Origin of the sequence: Pseudomonas sp. URIL14HWK12:I12 (assembly GCF_003097135.1) — a bacterium.
GTDB lineage: Bacteria > Pseudomonadota > Gammaproteobacteria > Pseudomonadales > Pseudomonadaceae > Aquipseudomonas.
On sequence record NZ_QEQL01000004.1, the window covers coordinates 102,485 to 118,713 of the forward strand.

Genomic DNA, 16,229 nt, shown 5'->3' on the forward strand with positions numbered 1-16,229 from the left:
GCGTCCTTTCAAGTGAAGTCTTTGGTGGAAATGAAATCGATGTCAGTCTTGGGCTCGGCCCGCATCAGTGCCTCGATGACCTGGTCCAGCGTGCGCCCCTCGAACAGGATGGCATGCAGCCCAGCAACCAGCGGCATGTACACCCCAAGCTGGTCGGAGCGGGCCTTGAGGACGCGCAGTGTGTTGACACCTTCGGCTACCTCGCCCAAGCGCTGGACAGCATCGTCCAGGCTCAGCCCCTGGCCCAGGGCGTGGCCGATCTGGTAATTACGGCTTTTGGGCGACGAGCACGTGACGATCAGATCGCCTACTCCCGCCAGGCCCAGAAAGGTCATGGGGTTGGCACCCTGGCTCACGGCGAAGCGGGTCATTTCAGCCAATGCACGGGTGATCAGCATACTTTTGGTGTTTTCGCCCATGCCTAGCGCAGCAGCCAGGCCGGCAATGATCGCGTAGACGTTCTTCAACGCGCCGCCGAGCTCTACACCGAAACGGTCGGCACTGGCGTAAACACGAAAGGTACGGCCATGCAATGCAGCCTGGACCTGGCGGCAGAGGTCTTCGTCTTCGCTGGCCACAACCGTGGCGGTCAACGCATGCTCGGCGATCTCACGCGCCAGGTTCGGCCCGGACAGAACGCCAAGGCGCGCTTGGGGGGCGATCTCGGCAAGGATCTCACTCATCAGCTTGAAAGTATCAGGCTCGATACCCTTGGTCAGGCTGACCAGCATACGCCCGGCCAGGGTGGCCGCATGTGGGGCAAGCACCCCCCGCAGGGCGCTGGACGGCAGCGCCACGAAGATAAGCGAGGCCGCTTGCAGTGTGGCGGCAAGGTCGGTGGTGGGCTCGACCGCCGGGTGCAGGGCGATCCCGCGGAGGTATCGAGGGTTCTCGCGCTGCACACGCATGGCTTCGGCCTGGGCCGGGTCGCGCATCCACTGCCGCACAACATGGCCATTCTCGCCCAGCAGGTTGGCAACGGCGGTACCGAAGCTGCCGCCACCCAATACTGCGATCGGTTGTCGCTCAGTCATAATCTATCCAGAAGAACGCCTCAACGAAGCGACCCGCCCATTATACGACCCCTGGCCAGCGCGGCCAGCCCGCCGCGCATAACGCGGCCCGTCCGCCGGCCATGGCCGAGGCGCGCCCAGCCGGGTAAGATGGCGCCCCGCCCTGCTCTCGACCGCGCCTTCGGAGAATCGTTTCCATGAGTTTCAGGTGGCGCGGCGACATTCACGCCCGCACTCATATCATCAGCCTTGGCCCGGCCCTGCTGCTGACACTTCTGCTGATCTGCTTCTTTACCTTCGTGCGGATCCAGGACCTTCGCCAGGAAATGAACCACACCGGCCAGCTGATCGCCACGCAGCTGGCGCCGGCCGCCGAATATGGCGTGGTCACCGCCAGCCCGCAGGTGCTCGAGGGGTTGCTGCGCGGCACGCTGAACATCCCGCACGTACGCTTTCTTGAGGTGCAGGACCCCACAGGTAAAGTGCTCGCGCGTGTCGAGCAGCCGGGGGACTCGCCGCCGGCGCCAAGCATGGAAATGTTCCAGGCCCCGATCCGCGTGCAGCGCTTTGCACTGGCCGACGCCGATCCCGGCCTTGAAGGGCCGCAACCGCTGCATGCCGATGATTACCTGGGCAGAGTACTGGTGGGCATGTCCGACGACGGTTTCAACCAGCGCCAGCAGGAGATTCTGCTCAAGGCCGGTGTACTGGCACTGTTCACCTTGCTCATAACCTTCCTCCTGGCACGGCGCCTGGCGCGCAGCCTGTCGCAGCCTATCAGCGACATGAGCGAAGCCGTCAAGGCGATCCGCCGCGGAGAATTTCGCACCACACTCCCCGAAGAACGCGACAGCGAACTGGGGGAGCTGGCGCGGCACATCAATGATCTGGCCTTGGGCCTTGAACAGGCTAGCCGCGAGCAACGCGAGGCCATGGCGCAGTTGATCCAGACCCGCGAGGAAGCTGAGCGGGCCAACAATGCCAAGAGCGAGTTCCTGGCGATGATGAGCCACGAACTGCGCACCCCCATGAACGGTGTGCTCGGCATGTTGCAACTGCTCGAAACCACACCGTTGAGCGAGGAGCAGGCCGAATACGCCACGCTGGCGACGCAGTCCACCGAACATTTGCTCAAGGTCATCAACGACATTCTCGATTTCTCACGCATTGAGCGGGCCAACCTGGAGCTGGAGCACATCTCGTTCAACCTCGGCGAGCTGATCCACAGCAGCGTGGGTGCTTTCGCGCACACTGCACAGCAGCGAGGCCTCGCGCTAGAGCTGGTGCTGGATGAAACCAGCCAAAGCTGGAACGTCAACGGCGACCCCACGCGCATCCGGCAGGTGCTGGTCAACCTGATCGGCAATGCCCTGAAATTCACCGAGCACGGGGTGGTGCGCGTGCAGGCCAGCTGCCAGGCCCTGGACGATCAGCTGACCTGGCTGACCTGCTCGGTCAGCGACACCGGCATTGGCATCGGCGCGCCAGTGCTTGAAAGCATGTTCATCGCTTTCCGCCAGGCCGACAGCTCGATCTCGCGCCGCTACGGGGGGACTGGCCTTGGCCTGCCCATCGCCCGAACGCTCGCCGAACGCATGGGGGGCACGCTGCGGGCCCGTAGCGAGGAAGGTCGGGGCTCGGTGTTTACGTTTGAAATACCCCTGGCATTGCATCGCACCGAAGGCAACCATCATCTGGCAGAGCCCCTGCCGCCACCACAACCGAAGGTAAAGGTAGAGCCGGCCGTCGCACGGGTCCTTCTGGTGGAGGACAACCCCGTCAACCAGACCGTCATCGAAGCCATGCTACGCAGCCTCGGGCACAGCGTCACCGTGGTTGGCGACGGCGCCACGGCCCTGGAGCAGGTCGCACAGCAGCACTGGGACGCTGTGTTGATGGACTGCCGCCTACCGGTACTCGATGGCTATGAAAGCACCCGGCGCATCCGTCGCCTGCCAGACCGGCAACAGCTGCCAGTCATTGCGCTGACCGCGAACGCCCTACTGGGTGATCGCGAAGCCTGCCTGGCCGCAGGCATGAATGACTACCTGGCCAAGCCTTTCAAACGCGCCGATCTCCAGCAACTGCTTGGCCGCTGGCTCGGTTGATCGGCGCCAGGCCATCACTATGGTCGAATCCTGCGCGTAACGGTGATAAAGTGCAGCGGGCCATGTGCCGGGCGCGGATTTTCAGTGAACAGTTGTTCATTGTATTGCCCGCCGGCTGTGACTTTCATACCAACGCAATAGTCTATGACTGTGCAAACCGGCCGGGTTCATGACACCGGAAGGCCGGCCGGAAAGATCGCCCTGCCCAGCAGGGACTATTGAGGAGCTCGCATGACCACACAACACGCCTTTACTCGGGAAGAGCTGCTGCGCTGCAGTCGCGGTGAGCTGTTCGGCCCAGGTAACGCGCAATTGCCCGCCCCCAACATGCTGATGGTCGATCGCATTACCGACATCCGCACCGAGGGCGGCAAGTATGGCAAGGGTGAATTGGTCGCCGAGCTCGACATCACGCCGGACCTGTGGTTCTTCGGCTGCCATTTCGAAGGTGACCCGGTCATGCCAGGCTGCCTGGGCCTGGATGCCATGTGGCAGTTGGTCGGCTTCTTCCTAGGCTGGCAGGGCCTGCCGGGCCGGGGCCGCGCGCTGGGGTCAGGCGAAGTGAAGTTCTTCGGCCAGGTGCTCCCCACCGCCAAGAAAGTCACTTACAACATCCATATCAAGCGCGTGCTCAAAGGCAAGCTGAACATGGCCATCGCCGATGGCTCGGTCAGTGTCGACGGCCGCGAGATCTACACCGCCGAAGGCCTGCGCGTCGGCGTGTTCACGTCCACTGAAAATTTCTAAGGGTTATTCGCATGCGTCGCGTCGTAATCACCGGTCTTGGCATCGTATCGTGCCTGGGCAATGACAAAGAGACCGTCTCCGAAAACCTGCGTAAGAGCCGCCCGGGCATCCGCTACAACCCAGAATATAAAGAGATGGGCCTGCGTAGCCAGGTCTCTGGCTCGATCGACCTGAACCTTGAGGAGCTGATCGATCGCAAGGTTTACCGGTTCGTAGGCCACGCTGCCGCTTATGCCTACCTGGCGATGGAGCAGGCGATCAAAGACTCGGGCCTTGCCGATGACCAGGTGTCGAACCCCCGCACTGGCCTGATCGCCGGCTCCGGTGGTGCTTCCACCCTGAACCAGATGGAAGCCTTGGACATCCTGCGCGAAAAAGGCGTCAAGCGCGTTGGCCCTTATCGCGTCACTCGCACGATGAGCAGCACCGTATCGGCGTGCCTGGCTACCCCCTTCAAGATCAAGGGCCTGAACTACTCCATCGCTTCGGCCTGCGCCACAAGCGCACACTGCATCGGCACCGCGATGGAGCAGATCCAGCTGGGCAAGCAGGATGTCGTCTTCGCCGGTGGCGGTGAAGAAGAGCACTGGAGCCAATCTTTCCTGTTCGACGCCATGGGTGCGCTCTCCACCCAGTACAACGAAACGCCTGAAAAGGCCTCTCGTGCCTATGACGCCAAGCGTGACGGCTTTGTCATTGCCGGCGGCGGTGGCATGGTCGTCGTGGAAGAGCTCGAGCACGCCCTGGCCCGTGGCGCCAAGATCTACGCCGAAATCGTCGGCTATGGCGCGACGTCCGATGGCTACGACATGGTCGCCCCTAGCGGTGAAGGTGCGATTCGCTGCATGCAGCAGGCCTTGGCGACGGTCGACGGCCCCATCGACTACCTCAACACTCACGGCACTTCCACTCCGGTGGGAGACGTTGCCGAAATCAAGGGTGTGCGTGAGGTCTTCGGTGACAAGGCTCCGGCTATCAGCTCCACCAAGAGCCTTTCGGGGCACTCGTTGGGCGCAGCAGGCGTGCACGAAGCCATTTACTGCATGCTGATGATGGAAGGCAACTTCATCGCCGGCTCGGCCAACATCGACGAGCTCGACGAAGCGGTGGCCGACTTGCCGATCCTGCGCGAAACCCGTGAGAACGTACAACTCAATACGGTGATGAGCAACAGCTTCGGCTTTGGCGGCACCAACGCCACCCTGGTGCTCAAGCGCTGGGAAGGCAAGTGATCGAGGGTTGATCACCCATGAAAAACGGCGCCCTAGGGCGCCGTTTTTCGTTCCAGGCCGCTATCAATGCTGCGGCTGGAAGACTTCGCCAAACAAGTTGTACATGGCCTGGAACGCCCGGTCCGAGACCTTCTTGTTGTATTCCTGCTTGCCGGGATTATTGGCCTCAGGGTCTGTGAATGAATGATAGGCCCCGCCATAGCTGACCAATTGCCAATCCACCCCTGCGCCGTTCATCTCCTCGATAAAGGCCGGCAGTTGTTCGTTGGGCACCAGCGGGTCGGCATCGCCGTGCAGTACCAGTACAGCACCGCTGATGTTCTTGGCGTCAGCCGGGTTCGGGGCATCGAGCGTGCCATGGAACGACACGGTCGCCTTGAGCGGCGCTCCGGTACGAGCCAGGTCCAACGCACAGGCGCCGCCCAGGCAAAAGCCGAACGCGCCGAGGTTGGTTTTGTCGACCGCTGCCAGCCCTTGGCCGGTCAGCTGGTCAAGGACAGCATTCATGCGCTTGCGCAACAGGCCGCGGTCGTTCTTCAGCGGCATCATCGCTGCCAAGGCCTCGTCGGCATTGGTAGGGCGCACGTCCCGGCCATACAGGTCAGCCAGCAGCACTACGAAGCCTTGGGCGGCGACTGCTGTGGCAATACGCTCGGCCCCTTCGGAAATACCCATCCAGTTGGGCGCCATGACCAGGCCTGGGCGCGGAGATTTGATGTCGCTATCGAATACCAGGCGGCTCTCAAAAGAGGTGCCATCTACCTGGTACACCAGCGATTCGTGCGTGATCGTGCTCATGGAAGGCTCCTTGGATAACCCCGATACATACAAAAAGAAAAAGCCCGCCATTGGCGGGCTTTCGAGCAAACGGCTTTACACCGACAACTCAACCAGCAGCTTGTTCAAGCGCCGGACGTAATCGGCCGGGTCTTTGAGGCTATCGCCTGCCGCCAGTGCCGCCTGGTCGAACAGGATATGCGCCAAGTCCTTGAAGCGGTCCTCATCCGGCTCGCCGTCAAGCTTTTCGATCAGCGGATGGGCTGGGTTGAATTCGAAGATCGGCTTGGAGTCCGGCACCTTCTGCCCACTGGCTTCCAGAATCTGACGCATCTGCAGCCCGAGGTCCTGCTCACCGATCGCCAGAATGGCTGGAGAGTCGGTCAACCGGTGCGAGACGCGCACCTCACTTACAGTGTCGGTCAAGGCGCCTTTCAAGCGCTCCACCAACCCTTCTTTGCTCTTGGCGACTTCTTCCTGGGCCTTTTTGTCTTCGTCGCTGTCCAGCTTGCCAAGGTCCAGATCGCCACGCGCAACGTCTACGAAGCCCTTGCCGTCGAAGTCGGTCAGGTAGCTCATCAGCCACTCGTCGATGCGATCGGTGAGCAGCAGTACTTCGATGCCTTTTTTGCGGAAAACTTCAAGGTGGGGGCTGTTCTTGACCTGGGCGTAGGACTCACCGGTCAGGTAGTAGATCTTGTCCTGACCTTCCTTCGCACGCTCCAGATAAGCCTTCAGGCCGACGGTCTGCTCAGCGCTGTCTTCGTGGGTAGAGGTAAAGCGCAGCAGGCCGGCGATCTTTTCCTTATTGGCGAAGTCTTCGGCCGGGCCTTCCTTGAGCACCTGGCCAAAGTTCTTCCAGAACCCCTTGTATTGCTCGGGCTCGTTCTGGGCGAGTTTTTCCAGCATGTCCAGCACGCGCTTGGTCAGCGCACCCTTCATCGAATCGATGATCGGGTCTTTCTGAAGAATCTCGCGCGAAACGTTCAGTGACAGGTCATTGGAGTCCACCACACCCTTGATGAAGCGAAGATACAGAGGCAGGAACGACTCGGCCTGGTCCATGATGAACACGCGCTGCACGTAAAGCTTGAGCCCCTTGGGCGCCTCGCGGTGGTAGAGGTCGAACGGTGCGCGGGCCGGCACATAGAGCAGCGAGTTGTACTCAAGCTTGCCTTCTACCTTGTTGTGGCTCCAGGCCAGCGGGTTCTCATAATCATGGCCGATGTGCTTGTAGAACTCCTGATATTCCTCGTCCTTGATCTCGGTACGCGGGCGGGTCCACAGGGCGCTGGCGCGGTTGACCGTTTCCCACTCCTGCTCAGCTGGCGCCTCTTCACCCTCGGCAGCCGGGGCCTGTTCCTTTTCCAGCTCGATCGGCAGGGCGATGTGATCGGAGTATTTCTTGATCACATTGCGCAGGCGCCAGCCATCGGCGAACTCGGCCTCGTCAGCCTTCAGGTGCAGCACGATGCGTGTGCCACGCTCGGGCTTGTCGATGGTCGCTACCTGGAACTCACCCTCGCCTTTGGACGACCAGTGAACGCCCTCGGCGGCTGGCAGGCCCGCGCGGCGGGTATAGACATCTACCTGATCAGCAACGATGAAGGCCGAATAGAAGCCCACGCCGAACTGGCCAATCAGATGAGAGTCTTTTTTCTGGTCGCCGGTGAGGTTCTTCATGAAGTCGGCGGTGCCGGACTTGGCGATGGTACCCAAGTGGGTGATCACATCTTCGCGGCTCATGCCGATGCCGTTATCGTCGAGGGTAACGGTGCGGGCGTCCTTGTCGAAGGTCACCCGGATGCGCAGTGGCGCGCCGTCTTCGAGCAGTTCAGGCTTGGCCAGGCTCTCGAAGCGCAGTTTGTCGGCAGCGTCCGAAGCGTTGGAGATCAACTCCCGCAGGAAGATTTCCTTGTTCGAATACAGCGAATGAATCATCAGGTGCAGCAGTTGCTTGACTTCGGTCTGAAAGCCCAGGGTCTGCGCTTGAGTGTCCGCGCTCATGTCTTGTCACTCCGTTTTGATTGCCAAGGCCGGGGCTTGCCGGCCGATGACAAGCAAATGGGGCCAAGCGTTTCGATTTCAAGCCTGCATCCCCAACGAAAATTTCCTTACGGATCCGCGCTTTATATTGGCCAATGAACGGAACCTCCCGAGTTGAGCAAGTTCGAACACTGCACAAACCAAAAGGAGTGACTCCCACATGAAAACTACTTTCGCTACTGCCCTGATCCTGGCCGCCTCTCTGGGCCTGGCCGCTTGCGACAACGCCTCCGACAAGGCCAAAGATGCCCAGGACCACAAAGAAGCCGCCCAACAGCAAATGGATAAAGCCCAGGAGCACGTGAACGAGGCGGCGAAAGAAAACGCCCAAGGCAACAAGGATGCCGCTGAGGCGCAACAGAAGGCTCAGCAGGAAAGCACTCCAAGCGGCGCTGCGCCTGCACCGGCCGATGCCACCACCCCGGCGCCAAGCAAGAACTGATTCGAAACGGGTGCCGGCAAACCCGGCACCCTGCCTGTCAGGCGCGCTGAAGGCGCCCGAGCAAGAAGCGGTCGGCGAACACCGCCACTATCAATGTGGCAACCGACGGAAGCAGCCACGCCATCCCCTGCTCTGCCAATGGCAGATGCGTCAGCATCGAAGGCATAGAGGCTCCAAGCCCTGCGACCTTGAGCGCATCGATGACCCCAAATACCAACGCCATCAGCATCACCGGAGCCACCACAGCACCGGGGGACCGCCACAGCCCGTGGGCGAAGCTCAGCGCGACCAGCACGATGCATGGCGGGTAGATGGCGGTCAGTACCGGGACCGAGAAGTGGATCAGCTGAGTCAGGCCGAGGTTGGACACCAGCAGCGAGAAACCTGCCAGCACAGCGACCAGCACCTTGTAGGGGTAGCCCAGCAGTTGGCCGAAGAACTCCGCGCAGGCGCAGGTAAGGCCTACGGCTGTGACCAAGCAGGCCAGCGCGATCAGAACCGCCAGAAAGTCGCTGCCCAACGAGCCGAACGTCGCTTGCACGTAAGCATGCAGCACTTGCGCGCCGTTGGTAGCACCTGCCGCGATGGTGTGGCTGCCGGCGCCGAGGCGAAACAGGCTCACATACACCAGCACCAGGCCCAGGCCCGCGATCAGCCCGGCGATCACGGCATAGCGTGTGATCAGTCGGGCATCCTCCACGCCTCGTGAACGGATCGCATTAACGATCACAATGCCGAATACCAGGGCCCCGAGGGTATCCATGGTCAGGTAACCACTGATGAAGCCCTGAGAGAACGCCGCCGCCTTGTAGGCGGGGGTCGCCTCGCCCACACTGCCAGCTGGCACCATGAAAGCGGCGGCGCCCAGTACGATGAGGGCCACGATCTTCAGCGGAGCGAGGAAACGGCCAACGGTGTCAAGCAAACGGCCGGGGTACAACGACACCAACAGCACCAGCGCGAAATAGACAGTGCTATACGCCAAAAGCGGCAAGGGCCCGTCGCCGGTCAACGGTGCTACACCGACCTCGAACGACACGGTGGCCGTGCGTGGGGTGGCGAACAGCGGGCCAACCGAAAGGTAGCACACCACCGCCAGCACGGTTCCGGCGGCCCGGCCGATGGGCGTGCTCAGCGCATCCATCGCACCACCCACCTTGGCCAGTGCAATCACGGTGATCACCGGCAGCCCAACTGCCGTGATGAGAAAGCCCAGCGCCGCCACCCATACGAACGGGCCGGCCTCTAAACCTACGATGGGCGGGAAGATGATATTGCCTGCCCCTACGAACAGGGCGAACGTCATGAAGCCCAATGCCAGGACGTCCTGGCCTTTCAACACTTTCATTGCTTGAGAACCACACTGAGGAAGTACGACGGAAAAGGAGGCTTACCTTGTGGGTGATTGACAGGAGCACCGGGGTCGGATGCACCGCCCTCCGCCCCTTTTGAGGGTGGCGAGCGCGGGCGGAAGGTTACCGGAAAACCCATCGACCCGCACCTTTGTGGCGCGCTGAATCGACTAACGCGCTAGTTTGGCCCGTTTTTCGGATAATTCCTGCAAGTGTGTCCAGCGAGCCCTTACGGGGATTTTTTGGGGTGCGGTAAAACTTGTCCTAAAAACAAGGGTCTACCGCTGCATCGGCAGGCCTGCCGAGCAGCTTTCGAGGTTGGAGCATCATGACAGCAGTATTGGTTGGGCAATTCCATGCACGCGACGCCGAAGGGCGGATCTACCCGGTGCATGAATACCATGAAGCCGTCCAGTCTCCTGAGGGCGTGATCGGCTCCAAGCCTCTGACCACCTATCGCCTGGCGATTGGAGACCGGGTGACGCACCTGGGCGAAGACCGCTTTCAATTGGTTCAGAGCGGTGTGGAGATTGTTCGCGTTCCTTGACAGGGCGAGCTCTGTGCTGGCCCCTGTGCCAAAATCGGTGCACTCTGCCAGGATACTGCCCTGATGCATTTGCGCCATTTCGAAGTCGTTGACGCCCTGCTGCGAACCGGTAGCTTTACCGCCGCTGGAGAATGGCTGGGCCTGGCCCCTGCGGCTGTCGAATCTTTACTCGATGAATGTGAGCATGACAATCGCCTGCTGCTGTTCTCGCGCGTGCGCGGCCGCCTGCAGGCGACGGCTGAAGCGCTGCAGTTACAGAGTGCTGGCCAGCGACTGCTCGAAGAGTTGGAGCAACTTCGCCGGGTGACCGGGGAATTGCGAGACCACCGGGCCCCGCCCCTACGGCTGATGGCTTGTGAAGCATTGATTGGCCATGTGCTGCCGCTCAGCGTAGCTGCCCTGCGCCGCCGTTTTCCCGACACGCCTTGCCAACTGGCCTGCGCCGACCTGTCCCATATGCAATTGGCCCTGCTAATGCGCCAGTGCGACCTGGCTTTGAGCCTGGAGCCTGCCACTCACCCGGACCTGCAGAGTACTGTGCTGCACAGTGGCAAGGTGCATCTGATCGCCCCCCGTGGCTGGCTGGGCGGCCGCCAGCGCCACGCGAATCTCACCCTGCTTGCCGGTGAGGGGATGGTTGCACTGGAGCAACCCAACCAGCTGGGCCAGGCCCTTGAGCAGCGGCTGCGCAAGCTGGCCCCGCCCCCGAGGCTGCATTTGCGCGTTCAGAGCCTGGCACTGTTGCGTGCGATGATCGAGGCCGGCGAAGGCCTGGCGCTGGTCGATCCGTTCACTGCCCACAGCGCACGGCTGGCTGGGCTTGACCAGTGCCCGGTATCGCCGGCTATCGAAGTCAAGCTGTATGCGCTGCAACGTACAGGGGCTGAAACCGGGGCAGCGCTGCGGGCGTTGAGCGAAATTGTCAGCGAAAAGGCCATAGAGGCTCTTGCAGGCTGACGTCTCAGTTCAGGCAATACCAGAATAAAGCGATCTCCCGCGCCTGGGGGTCGAGGCCTCGGTAGCGCAGCGTGTCCAGCCCCCCCAATACAAAGCCAGCACGCTCATACAAACGGCAGGCCGGCAGGTTATCGTTCTGGGCTTCGAGCATGACGCCCGGTAGCGACCGCTCATGAGCCCACTGCTTGGCTGCCTGAAGCAGCGCGCCGGCAACCCCTTGGCGGCGGGCGGGTGCATCGACGGCCAGCTCGTCGATATAAGCCAGGTTGTTCCAGTTTCGGCTTATCACGCAATGGCCCACTTGCCGCTCACCAAGCCAGGCCACGAACACCTCGCTGCCAGGCTGGCGGGCGAAATGCGCATACTCCTGCGGGTCGAGGTCGTGATGTTTACGAAACGGTGCCACCGCCTGCTGCCGCCACTGCGCCACCGGGCGGCCCACTTCGGGTTGGCAGTAGGCATCGACGATGAAGCTGAAATCCGAACTCAGTACGTAGCCGGTATAGCCACTGCCCGCCACCTTGATGCGCAGAGGTGAAGCGCTCAGGCTCAAGGCGATGCGGGCTCGGCCAGTTGTGCCCAGAGCGCCGGCCCACCCGCGGCCTTGGCGATGATCTCCAGCCGCGCTACATGTTCAGCCAACTCCGCCTCGCTGGCGCGCACGACCGGTGTTCGCCGGCGATCAGCCGGCAGGCGGCGAATCTCGCTGCCCTGCTGCCCTGCCCCCTCACCGTCTGCACCCTGCCCTGCCAATGACAGGCTGGTCTGCCCGCCGGTCATGGTCAGGTAGACATCGGCGAGCAACTCGGAGTCAAGCAGGGCGCCGTGCAGGGTGCGTTCGGACAGGTCGATGCCGTAGCGTTTGCACAGCGCGTCGAGGCTGTTGCGCTGGCCGGGGTGGCGCGCCCGTGCAACAGCGAGGGAGTCGATGATGGTGCAGTACTGGCTGATGTCGGAACGGTCTGCCTGGCCCAGCAAGGCGAACTCGTTGTTCAGGAAGCCGATATCGAACGCGGCGTTGTGAATGATCAACGTGGCGCCGCGGATATACTCGTAGAACTCATCGGCGATGTCGGCAAAACGTGGCTTGCCCTTGAGAAACTCGCTGGTGATACCGTGCACGCCGATCGCGCCCTCATCGCTTTCACGGTCGGTCTGCAGATAGACGTGGAAGTTGCGTTGGGTAAGGCGCCGGCGCACCACCTCCACGCAGCCGATCTCCAGTACCCGGTGCCCGTCGGTAACCGGCATGCCGGTGGTTTCGGTATCGAGAACGATCCAGCGATCGCCGGGGGTTTGCTGTGCCATGGGGTGCTCCTGATTGCTGGCGCGGAGGATAGCATGGGCAGGTGCCAGACATCACGGCCCCGGCCTCTCTGCCAGCGCCCCCTGCTGGCGGCGGCCCAGCGCTTGCCCCGCCTTGGCCCCATTGGGCCGGCCCAGCACCGCGCTGATCCACGCCCCCGCCTGCACTGCCAACTCAAGCGATACGCCTGTGTCGATGCCCAACCCCTCAAGCAGGTACAGCAGGTCCTCGGTCGCCAGATTGCCTGTGGCACCCTGGGCATAGGGGCAGCCGCCCAGCCCGGCGACCGCGCTGTCGAATACTGCGATACCTTCGAGCAAGCTGGCATAGACGTTGGCCAATGCCTGGCCATAGGTATCATGAAAGTGCCCCGCCAGTTGGTCGCGGGGCACGCGCCGGCCCACCACCTCCCACAACTGGCGTGCCTGCCCGGGCGTGCCACGGCCGATCGTATCGCCCAGGGAGATTTCATAGCAGCCCATGGCGAGCAGCTGCGCAGCCACCGCGGCGACCTGGTCGGGCGCGACCTGGCCTTGGTAAGGGCAGCCCAATACACATGACACATAGCCGCGAACCCTGACTCCCTCCTGCTGTGCAGCCTGTAGCACCGGGGCGAAGCGCTCCAGGCTCTGGGCAATGGAGCAATTGATGTTCTTCTGCGAAAAGGGTTCTGAGGCAGCGGCGAACACCGCCACCTCTTCGGCACCGGCGGCCAGCGCTGCCTCGAACCCGGCCAGGTTGGGCACCAACACCGGGTAGCGAGTGCCGGGGCGGCGGCTGATGCCCGTCAGCACTTGATCGGTGTCGGCCATCTGCGGCACCCACCTGGGGGAAACGAAGCTGCCAGCTTCGATAGCCGTGAACCCGGCATGGCTCAGTGCGTTGCACAAGGCAATGCGCTGCGCCACGCTGACAGGCGCCTGTTCGTTCTGCAGGCCGTCACGTGGCCCTACCTCGACTACCTGCACTCGCTTCGGCAAGCCGCTCATGGCGCGGGCTCCAGGCCGACCAGAAGGTGGCCCTCGGTAACCAGATCGCCCTCCCTGCAATAGACACCCGCCACAATGCCGGCCTGCGGCGCCCGAATGGGGTGCTCCATCTTCATCGCCTCCAGCACCAGCAATGTCGCGCCGACCTGCACCGCCTCACCTACCCGGGCGAACACCGCCGCGACACTGGCATTCATCGGGGCCGCCAACCCACCGGCTGCGGCTTGATGGCTGCCGGTTTCCGGGGGTGCCAGGCGCACCTCCTGAAAGCTCCCGTTCCATTCCAGAAACAGGGCTTCATCGCGCAGGTAAAAGCGGCAGGCGTGCTGAGGGCCACCCTGCTGGAAACCAATGCGCTCGCCTCGCAGCATCGCCTTGGGCGGGCCGCTCAAGCACACGCGTTGCACCTGCTCCCCACAGCGCAGCGCAAGGCTGCGGTAAGCGGGCGCATTCAGCCGCCAGCCACTGCACTCGGCCCAAGGCCCAACTGCCGGCACTGCGCCTGCCTGGCTCAACCAAGCCTCGGCGGCCAATGCCCAGAAATCTTCAGGCAACGGGTCGCTGCCCACCAGCAACTGCTGCTCGTGCCTGGCGATGAAGCGGGTATCCAGTTGCGCGGCGGCGAAGGCCGGGTGGGCGATCACCCGGCGCACAAACCCCAAGTTGCTGGCAAAGCCGCCAACCGCCATCTCGCCCAACATGGCCAGCAAGCGCTGGCGTGCCTGTTCACGGTTTTCGCCCCACGCGATGACCTTGGCCAGCATCGGGTCATAGAAGGGCGACACCTCGTCGCCTTCGCGTACACCGCTGTCCACACGGCGCCCGTCCCCAGGCGCCGGCTCGCGATACAGCCGCAGCGGGCCAGCGGCCGGAAGGAAACCGCGTTCGGTGTCCTCGGCATACAACCGCACCTCGATGGCGTGCCCGTTCAAGGGCACCTGGTCTTGAGTCATCGGCAGGGGCTCGCCCTGCGCGACGCGCAACTGCCAGGCCACCAGATCGAGCCCTGTGATCGCTTCGGTAACCGGGTGCTCCACCTGCAGGCGGGTGTTCATCTCCATGAAGAAGAATTCGCCACGCTCATCGAGCAGGAACTCCACCGTGCCGGCCCCCACATAGCCGATAGCCTGCGCCGCCTTCACCGCCGCTTCGCCCATGGCCTGGCGCACGGCAGGCGAGAGCCCTGGCGCAGGGGCTTCTTCGACCACCTTCTGGTGGCGGCGCTGGATCGAGCAGTCGCGCTCATGCAGGTAGAGGCAGTGGCCATGCTGGTCAGCGAACACCTGGATTTCCACATGCCGCGGGCCCAACAGGTATTTCTCCACCAGCATGCGCGCATCGCCAAAGGCGGCCTGGGCCTCGCGCTGGGCCGACGCCAGTGCCTCAGCGAGTTGGGCCTGCTGCTCCACCACCTTCATACCTTTACCACCACCACCGGCAGCAGCCTTGAGCAGCACCGGGTAACCGATGCGCTCGGCCGCTTCGGTGAAGGCCTCCAGCCGCTGGTCATCGCCGTGGTAGCCCGGTACCAGAGGTACCTGAGCCTTTTCCATCAGCGCCTTGGCCGCCGACTTGCTGCCCATTGCCTCGATGGCACTGGCCGGGGGGCCGATGAACAGCAGCCCGGCAGCTTCCACGGCACGAGCGAACGCCGCGTTCTCGGAAAGAAACCCGTAGCCGGGGTGAACAGCCTGGGCGCCACTGGCGCGGGCGGCAGCCAGCACCTTGTCGGCCGCCAAGTAACTACCTTCGGGCCGGCTACCCCCCAGGCTGATCGCACGGTCGGCCAGCTCGGCATGCAAGGCCCCGGCGTCGATGTCGCTGTGCACTGCGACGCTGTCGATGCCCAAGGCACGCGCCGTGCGAATGATGCGGCAGGCGATCTCACCGCGGTTGGCCACCAGCAAGGTCTGGATCTTCATGCAGTGTGCTCCTGCCAGTGGGGCCTGCGCTTTTCCAGGAAAGCGCGCAGGCCCTCCTGGCCCTCTTCGCTGACGCGAATGGCGGCAATGGCGTGTTCGGTGTAGTGGCGCAGCTCGTCGCCCGCACCAGCGATGGCGGCCAGCAACTGCTTGCAGGCCCGAAGCGCCTGGGGGCTGTTTTGCAGCAGGTGGCCTGCCCAGCGCGCCAGAACAGCATCGAGCCCGTCGTAAGGCGCGGTTTCGTGCAACAACCCCAGCTCAGCTGCCCGCTCACCAGTGAAGGGTTCGGCGGTGAGCATGTAGCGCCGGGCCTGGCGCTCACCCATGGCCTTGACCACGAACGGGCTGATCACCGCCGGGATCAAGCCGATTCGCACCTCTGACAGGCAAAACCGTGCGTCCTGCGCGCCGATGGCCAGGTCGCAAGCCGCCACCAGCCCCAGCGCCCCGCCGTAGGCCGCGCCATGCACCAAAGCCAGCGTCGGCATGGGCAGGGTATGCAAGCGGTACATCAATTCAGCCAACGCCTGCGCATCGGCCAGGTTGGCTGGCAGGTCCAGGGCGGCGCTGGCCTGCATCCAGGCGAGGTCTGCACCGGCGCTGAAATGCCTGCCTCGCCCGCGAAGCACCAGCAGGCGAATGCGGGGGTCGCACCGCACATGCTCCAGCGCCTGTGAGAGCTCGGCGATCATCTGCGCATCGAAAGCATTGTGCTTGTCGGGGCGATTGAGCCAGAGCGTGGCCAGGCCCTGGGCATCGATCGAAAGCTCAAGGGTGTGAAAGCTCGTCAT

Annotated in this window: 15 protein-coding genes; 6 read left to right on the plus strand and 9 right to left on the minus strand. The window is 63.0% G+C overall.

What is annotated here, in order from left to right; genetic code table 11:
* Positions 1 to 8: 8 nt before the first annotated feature.
* The gene (locus tag F474_RS13220) at positions 9 to 1,034 is read right to left on the minus strand and encodes an NAD(P)H-dependent glycerol-3-phosphate dehydrogenase (RefSeq protein ID WP_097085151.1); all 1,026 of its coding nucleotides are present in this window, start codon (positions 1,032 to 1,034) and stop codon (positions 9 to 11) included.
* Between the two features lie 176 nt (positions 1,035 to 1,210).
* On the opposite strand from F474_RS13220, the gene F474_RS13225 reads away from it, so the two are divergent.
* The 3 genes from F474_RS13225 to fabB all read left to right on the plus strand — a co-directional run bounded on the left by F474_RS13225 (position 1,211) and on the right by fabB (position 5,100).
* Entirely contained in the window at positions 1,211 to 3,121 is a 1,911-nt protein-coding gene (locus F474_RS13225; protein ID WP_097085150.1) for a response regulator, read from the plus strand.
* 231 nt (positions 3,122 to 3,352) lie between these two features.
* Complete coding sequence (fabA, locus tag F474_RS13230) at positions 3,353 to 3,868, plus strand: 3-hydroxyacyl-[acyl-carrier-protein] dehydratase FabA (RefSeq protein ID WP_097085149.1); 516 nt, start codon at positions 3,353 to 3,355, stop codon at positions 3,866 to 3,868.
* Between the two features lie 11 nt (positions 3,869 to 3,879).
* Positions 3,880 to 5,100 (plus strand): beta-ketoacyl-ACP synthase I, encoded by a 1,221-nt coding sequence (gene fabB, locus F474_RS13235; protein WP_097085148.1) that lies wholly within the window; start codon positions 3,880 to 3,882, stop codon positions 5,098 to 5,100.
* A gap of 63 nt (positions 5,101 to 5,163) precedes the next feature.
* Here fabB and F474_RS13240 read toward each other — a convergent pair whose 3' ends face one another.
* Together F474_RS13240 and htpG are read right to left on the minus strand one after the other, a co-directional pair.
* Entirely contained in the window at positions 5,164 to 5,898 is a 735-nt protein-coding gene (locus F474_RS13240; protein ID WP_097085147.1) for a dienelactone hydrolase family protein, read from the minus strand.
* A 75-nt stretch (positions 5,899 to 5,973) separates the two neighbouring features.
* A complete protein-coding gene (gene htpG, locus F474_RS13245; RefSeq protein ID WP_097085146.1) occupies positions 5,974 to 7,884 on the minus strand; it encodes a molecular chaperone HtpG in 1,911 nt (636 codons plus the stop codon).
* 199 nt (positions 7,885 to 8,083) lie between these two features.
* On the opposite strand from htpG, the gene F474_RS13250 reads away from it, so the two are divergent.
* The gene (locus F474_RS13250) at positions 8,084 to 8,365 is read left to right on the plus strand and encodes a hypothetical protein (RefSeq protein WP_097085145.1); all 282 of its coding nucleotides are present in this window, start codon (positions 8,084 to 8,086) and stop codon (positions 8,363 to 8,365) included.
* A 37-nt stretch (positions 8,366 to 8,402) separates the two neighbouring features.
* Here F474_RS13250 and brnQ read toward each other — a convergent pair whose 3' ends face one another.
* Positions 8,403 to 9,713: a branched-chain amino acid transport system II carrier protein gene (brnQ, locus tag F474_RS13255; protein ID WP_097085144.1), complete on the minus strand. Its 1,311-nt coding sequence runs from the start codon at positions 9,711 to 9,713 to the stop codon at positions 8,403 to 8,405.
* A 332-nt stretch (positions 9,714 to 10,045) separates the two neighbouring features.
* Here brnQ and F474_RS13260 point away from each other — a divergent pair, with 332 nt between their 5' ends.
* Entirely contained in the window at positions 10,046 to 10,264 is a 219-nt protein-coding gene (locus F474_RS13260; protein WP_097085143.1) for a hypothetical protein, read from the plus strand.
* 63 nt (positions 10,265 to 10,327) lie between these two features.
* Positions 10,328 to 11,221, plus strand: a complete 894-nt coding sequence (locus tag F474_RS13265; RefSeq protein ID WP_097085142.1) for a LysR family transcriptional regulator — start codon at positions 10,328 to 10,330, stop codon at positions 11,219 to 11,221.
* 4 nt (positions 11,222 to 11,225) lie between these two features.
* Here F474_RS13265 and F474_RS13270 read toward each other — a convergent pair whose 3' ends face one another.
* Genes F474_RS13270 through F474_RS13290 form a run of 5 tightly spaced genes read right to left on the minus strand, consistent with a single transcriptional unit; the run spans position 11,226 to position 16,229 of the window.
* Positions 11,226 to 11,774 (minus strand): GNAT family N-acetyltransferase, encoded by a 549-nt coding sequence (locus F474_RS13270; protein WP_097085141.1) that lies wholly within the window; start codon positions 11,772 to 11,774, stop codon positions 11,226 to 11,228.
* Positions 11,771 to 12,529: a DNA polymerase III subunit epsilon gene (gene dnaQ / locus F474_RS13275; protein WP_097085140.1), complete on the minus strand. Its 759-nt coding sequence runs from the start codon at positions 12,527 to 12,529 to the stop codon at positions 11,771 to 11,773. Before dnaQ ends, F474_RS13270 begins: the two co-directional genes overlap by 4 nt.
* A 51-nt stretch (positions 12,530 to 12,580) precedes the next feature.
* Positions 12,581 to 13,516: a hydroxymethylglutaryl-CoA lyase gene (locus F474_RS13280; protein ID WP_097085139.1), complete on the minus strand. Its 936-nt coding sequence runs from the start codon at positions 13,514 to 13,516 to the stop codon at positions 12,581 to 12,583.
* Entirely contained in the window at positions 13,513 to 15,438 is a 1,926-nt protein-coding gene (locus F474_RS13285) for a biotin carboxylase N-terminal domain-containing protein (protein ID WP_097085138.1), read from the minus strand. Before F474_RS13285 ends, F474_RS13280 begins: the two co-directional genes overlap by 4 nt.
* Positions 15,435 to 16,229 carry an enoyl-CoA hydratase-related protein gene (locus F474_RS13290; RefSeq protein ID WP_097085137.1) on the minus strand — a complete coding sequence of 265 codons (795 nt, stop codon included), beginning with the start codon at positions 16,227 to 16,229 and terminating at the stop codon, positions 15,435 to 15,437. The genes F474_RS13285 and F474_RS13290 overlap by 4 nt, the downstream gene beginning before the upstream one ends.

Coding starts and splice junctions, on each gene's coding strand:
- F474_RS13220 (WP_097085151.1), bottom strand. CDS start 1,034: ATGACTGAGCGACAACCGATCGCAGTATTGGGTGGCGGCAGCTTCGGT.
- F474_RS13225 (WP_097085150.1), top strand. CDS start 1,211: ATGAGTTTCAGGTGGCGCGGCGACATTCACGCCCGCACTCATATCATC.
- fabA (WP_097085149.1), top strand. CDS start 3,353: ATGACCACACAACACGCCTTTACTCGGGAAGAGCTGCTGCGCTGCAGT.
- fabB (WP_097085148.1), top strand. CDS start 3,880: ATGCGTCGCGTCGTAATCACCGGTCTTGGCATCGTATCGTGCCTGGGC.
- F474_RS13240 (WP_097085147.1), bottom strand. CDS start 5,898: ATGAGCACGATCACGCACGAATCGCTGGTGTACCAGGTAGATGGCACC.
- htpG (WP_097085146.1), bottom strand. CDS start 7,884: ATGAGCGCGGACACTCAAGCGCAGACCCTGGGCTTTCAGACCGAAGTC.
- F474_RS13250 (WP_097085145.1), top strand. CDS start 8,084: ATGAAAACTACTTTCGCTACTGCCCTGATCCTGGCCGCCTCTCTGGGC.
- brnQ (WP_097085144.1), bottom strand. CDS start 9,713: ATGAAAGTGTTGAAAGGCCAGGACGTCCTGGCATTGGGCTTCATGACG.
- F474_RS13260 (WP_097085143.1), top strand. CDS start 10,046: ATGACAGCAGTATTGGTTGGGCAATTCCATGCACGCGACGCCGAAGGG.
- F474_RS13265 (WP_097085142.1), top strand. CDS start 10,328: ATGCATTTGCGCCATTTCGAAGTCGTTGACGCCCTGCTGCGAACCGGT.
- dnaQ (WP_097085140.1), bottom strand. CDS start 12,529: ATGGCACAGCAAACCCCCGGCGATCGCTGGATCGTTCTCGATACCGAA.
- F474_RS13280 (WP_097085139.1), bottom strand. CDS start 13,516: ATGAGCGGCTTGCCGAAGCGAGTGCAGGTAGTCGAGGTAGGGCCACGT.
- F474_RS13285 (WP_097085138.1), bottom strand. CDS start 15,438: ATGAAGATCCAGACCTTGCTGGTGGCCAACCGCGGTGAGATCGCCTGC.
- F474_RS13290 (WP_097085137.1), bottom strand. CDS start 16,229: ATGACGAGCTTTCACACCCTTGAGCTTTCGATCGATGCCCAGGGCCTG.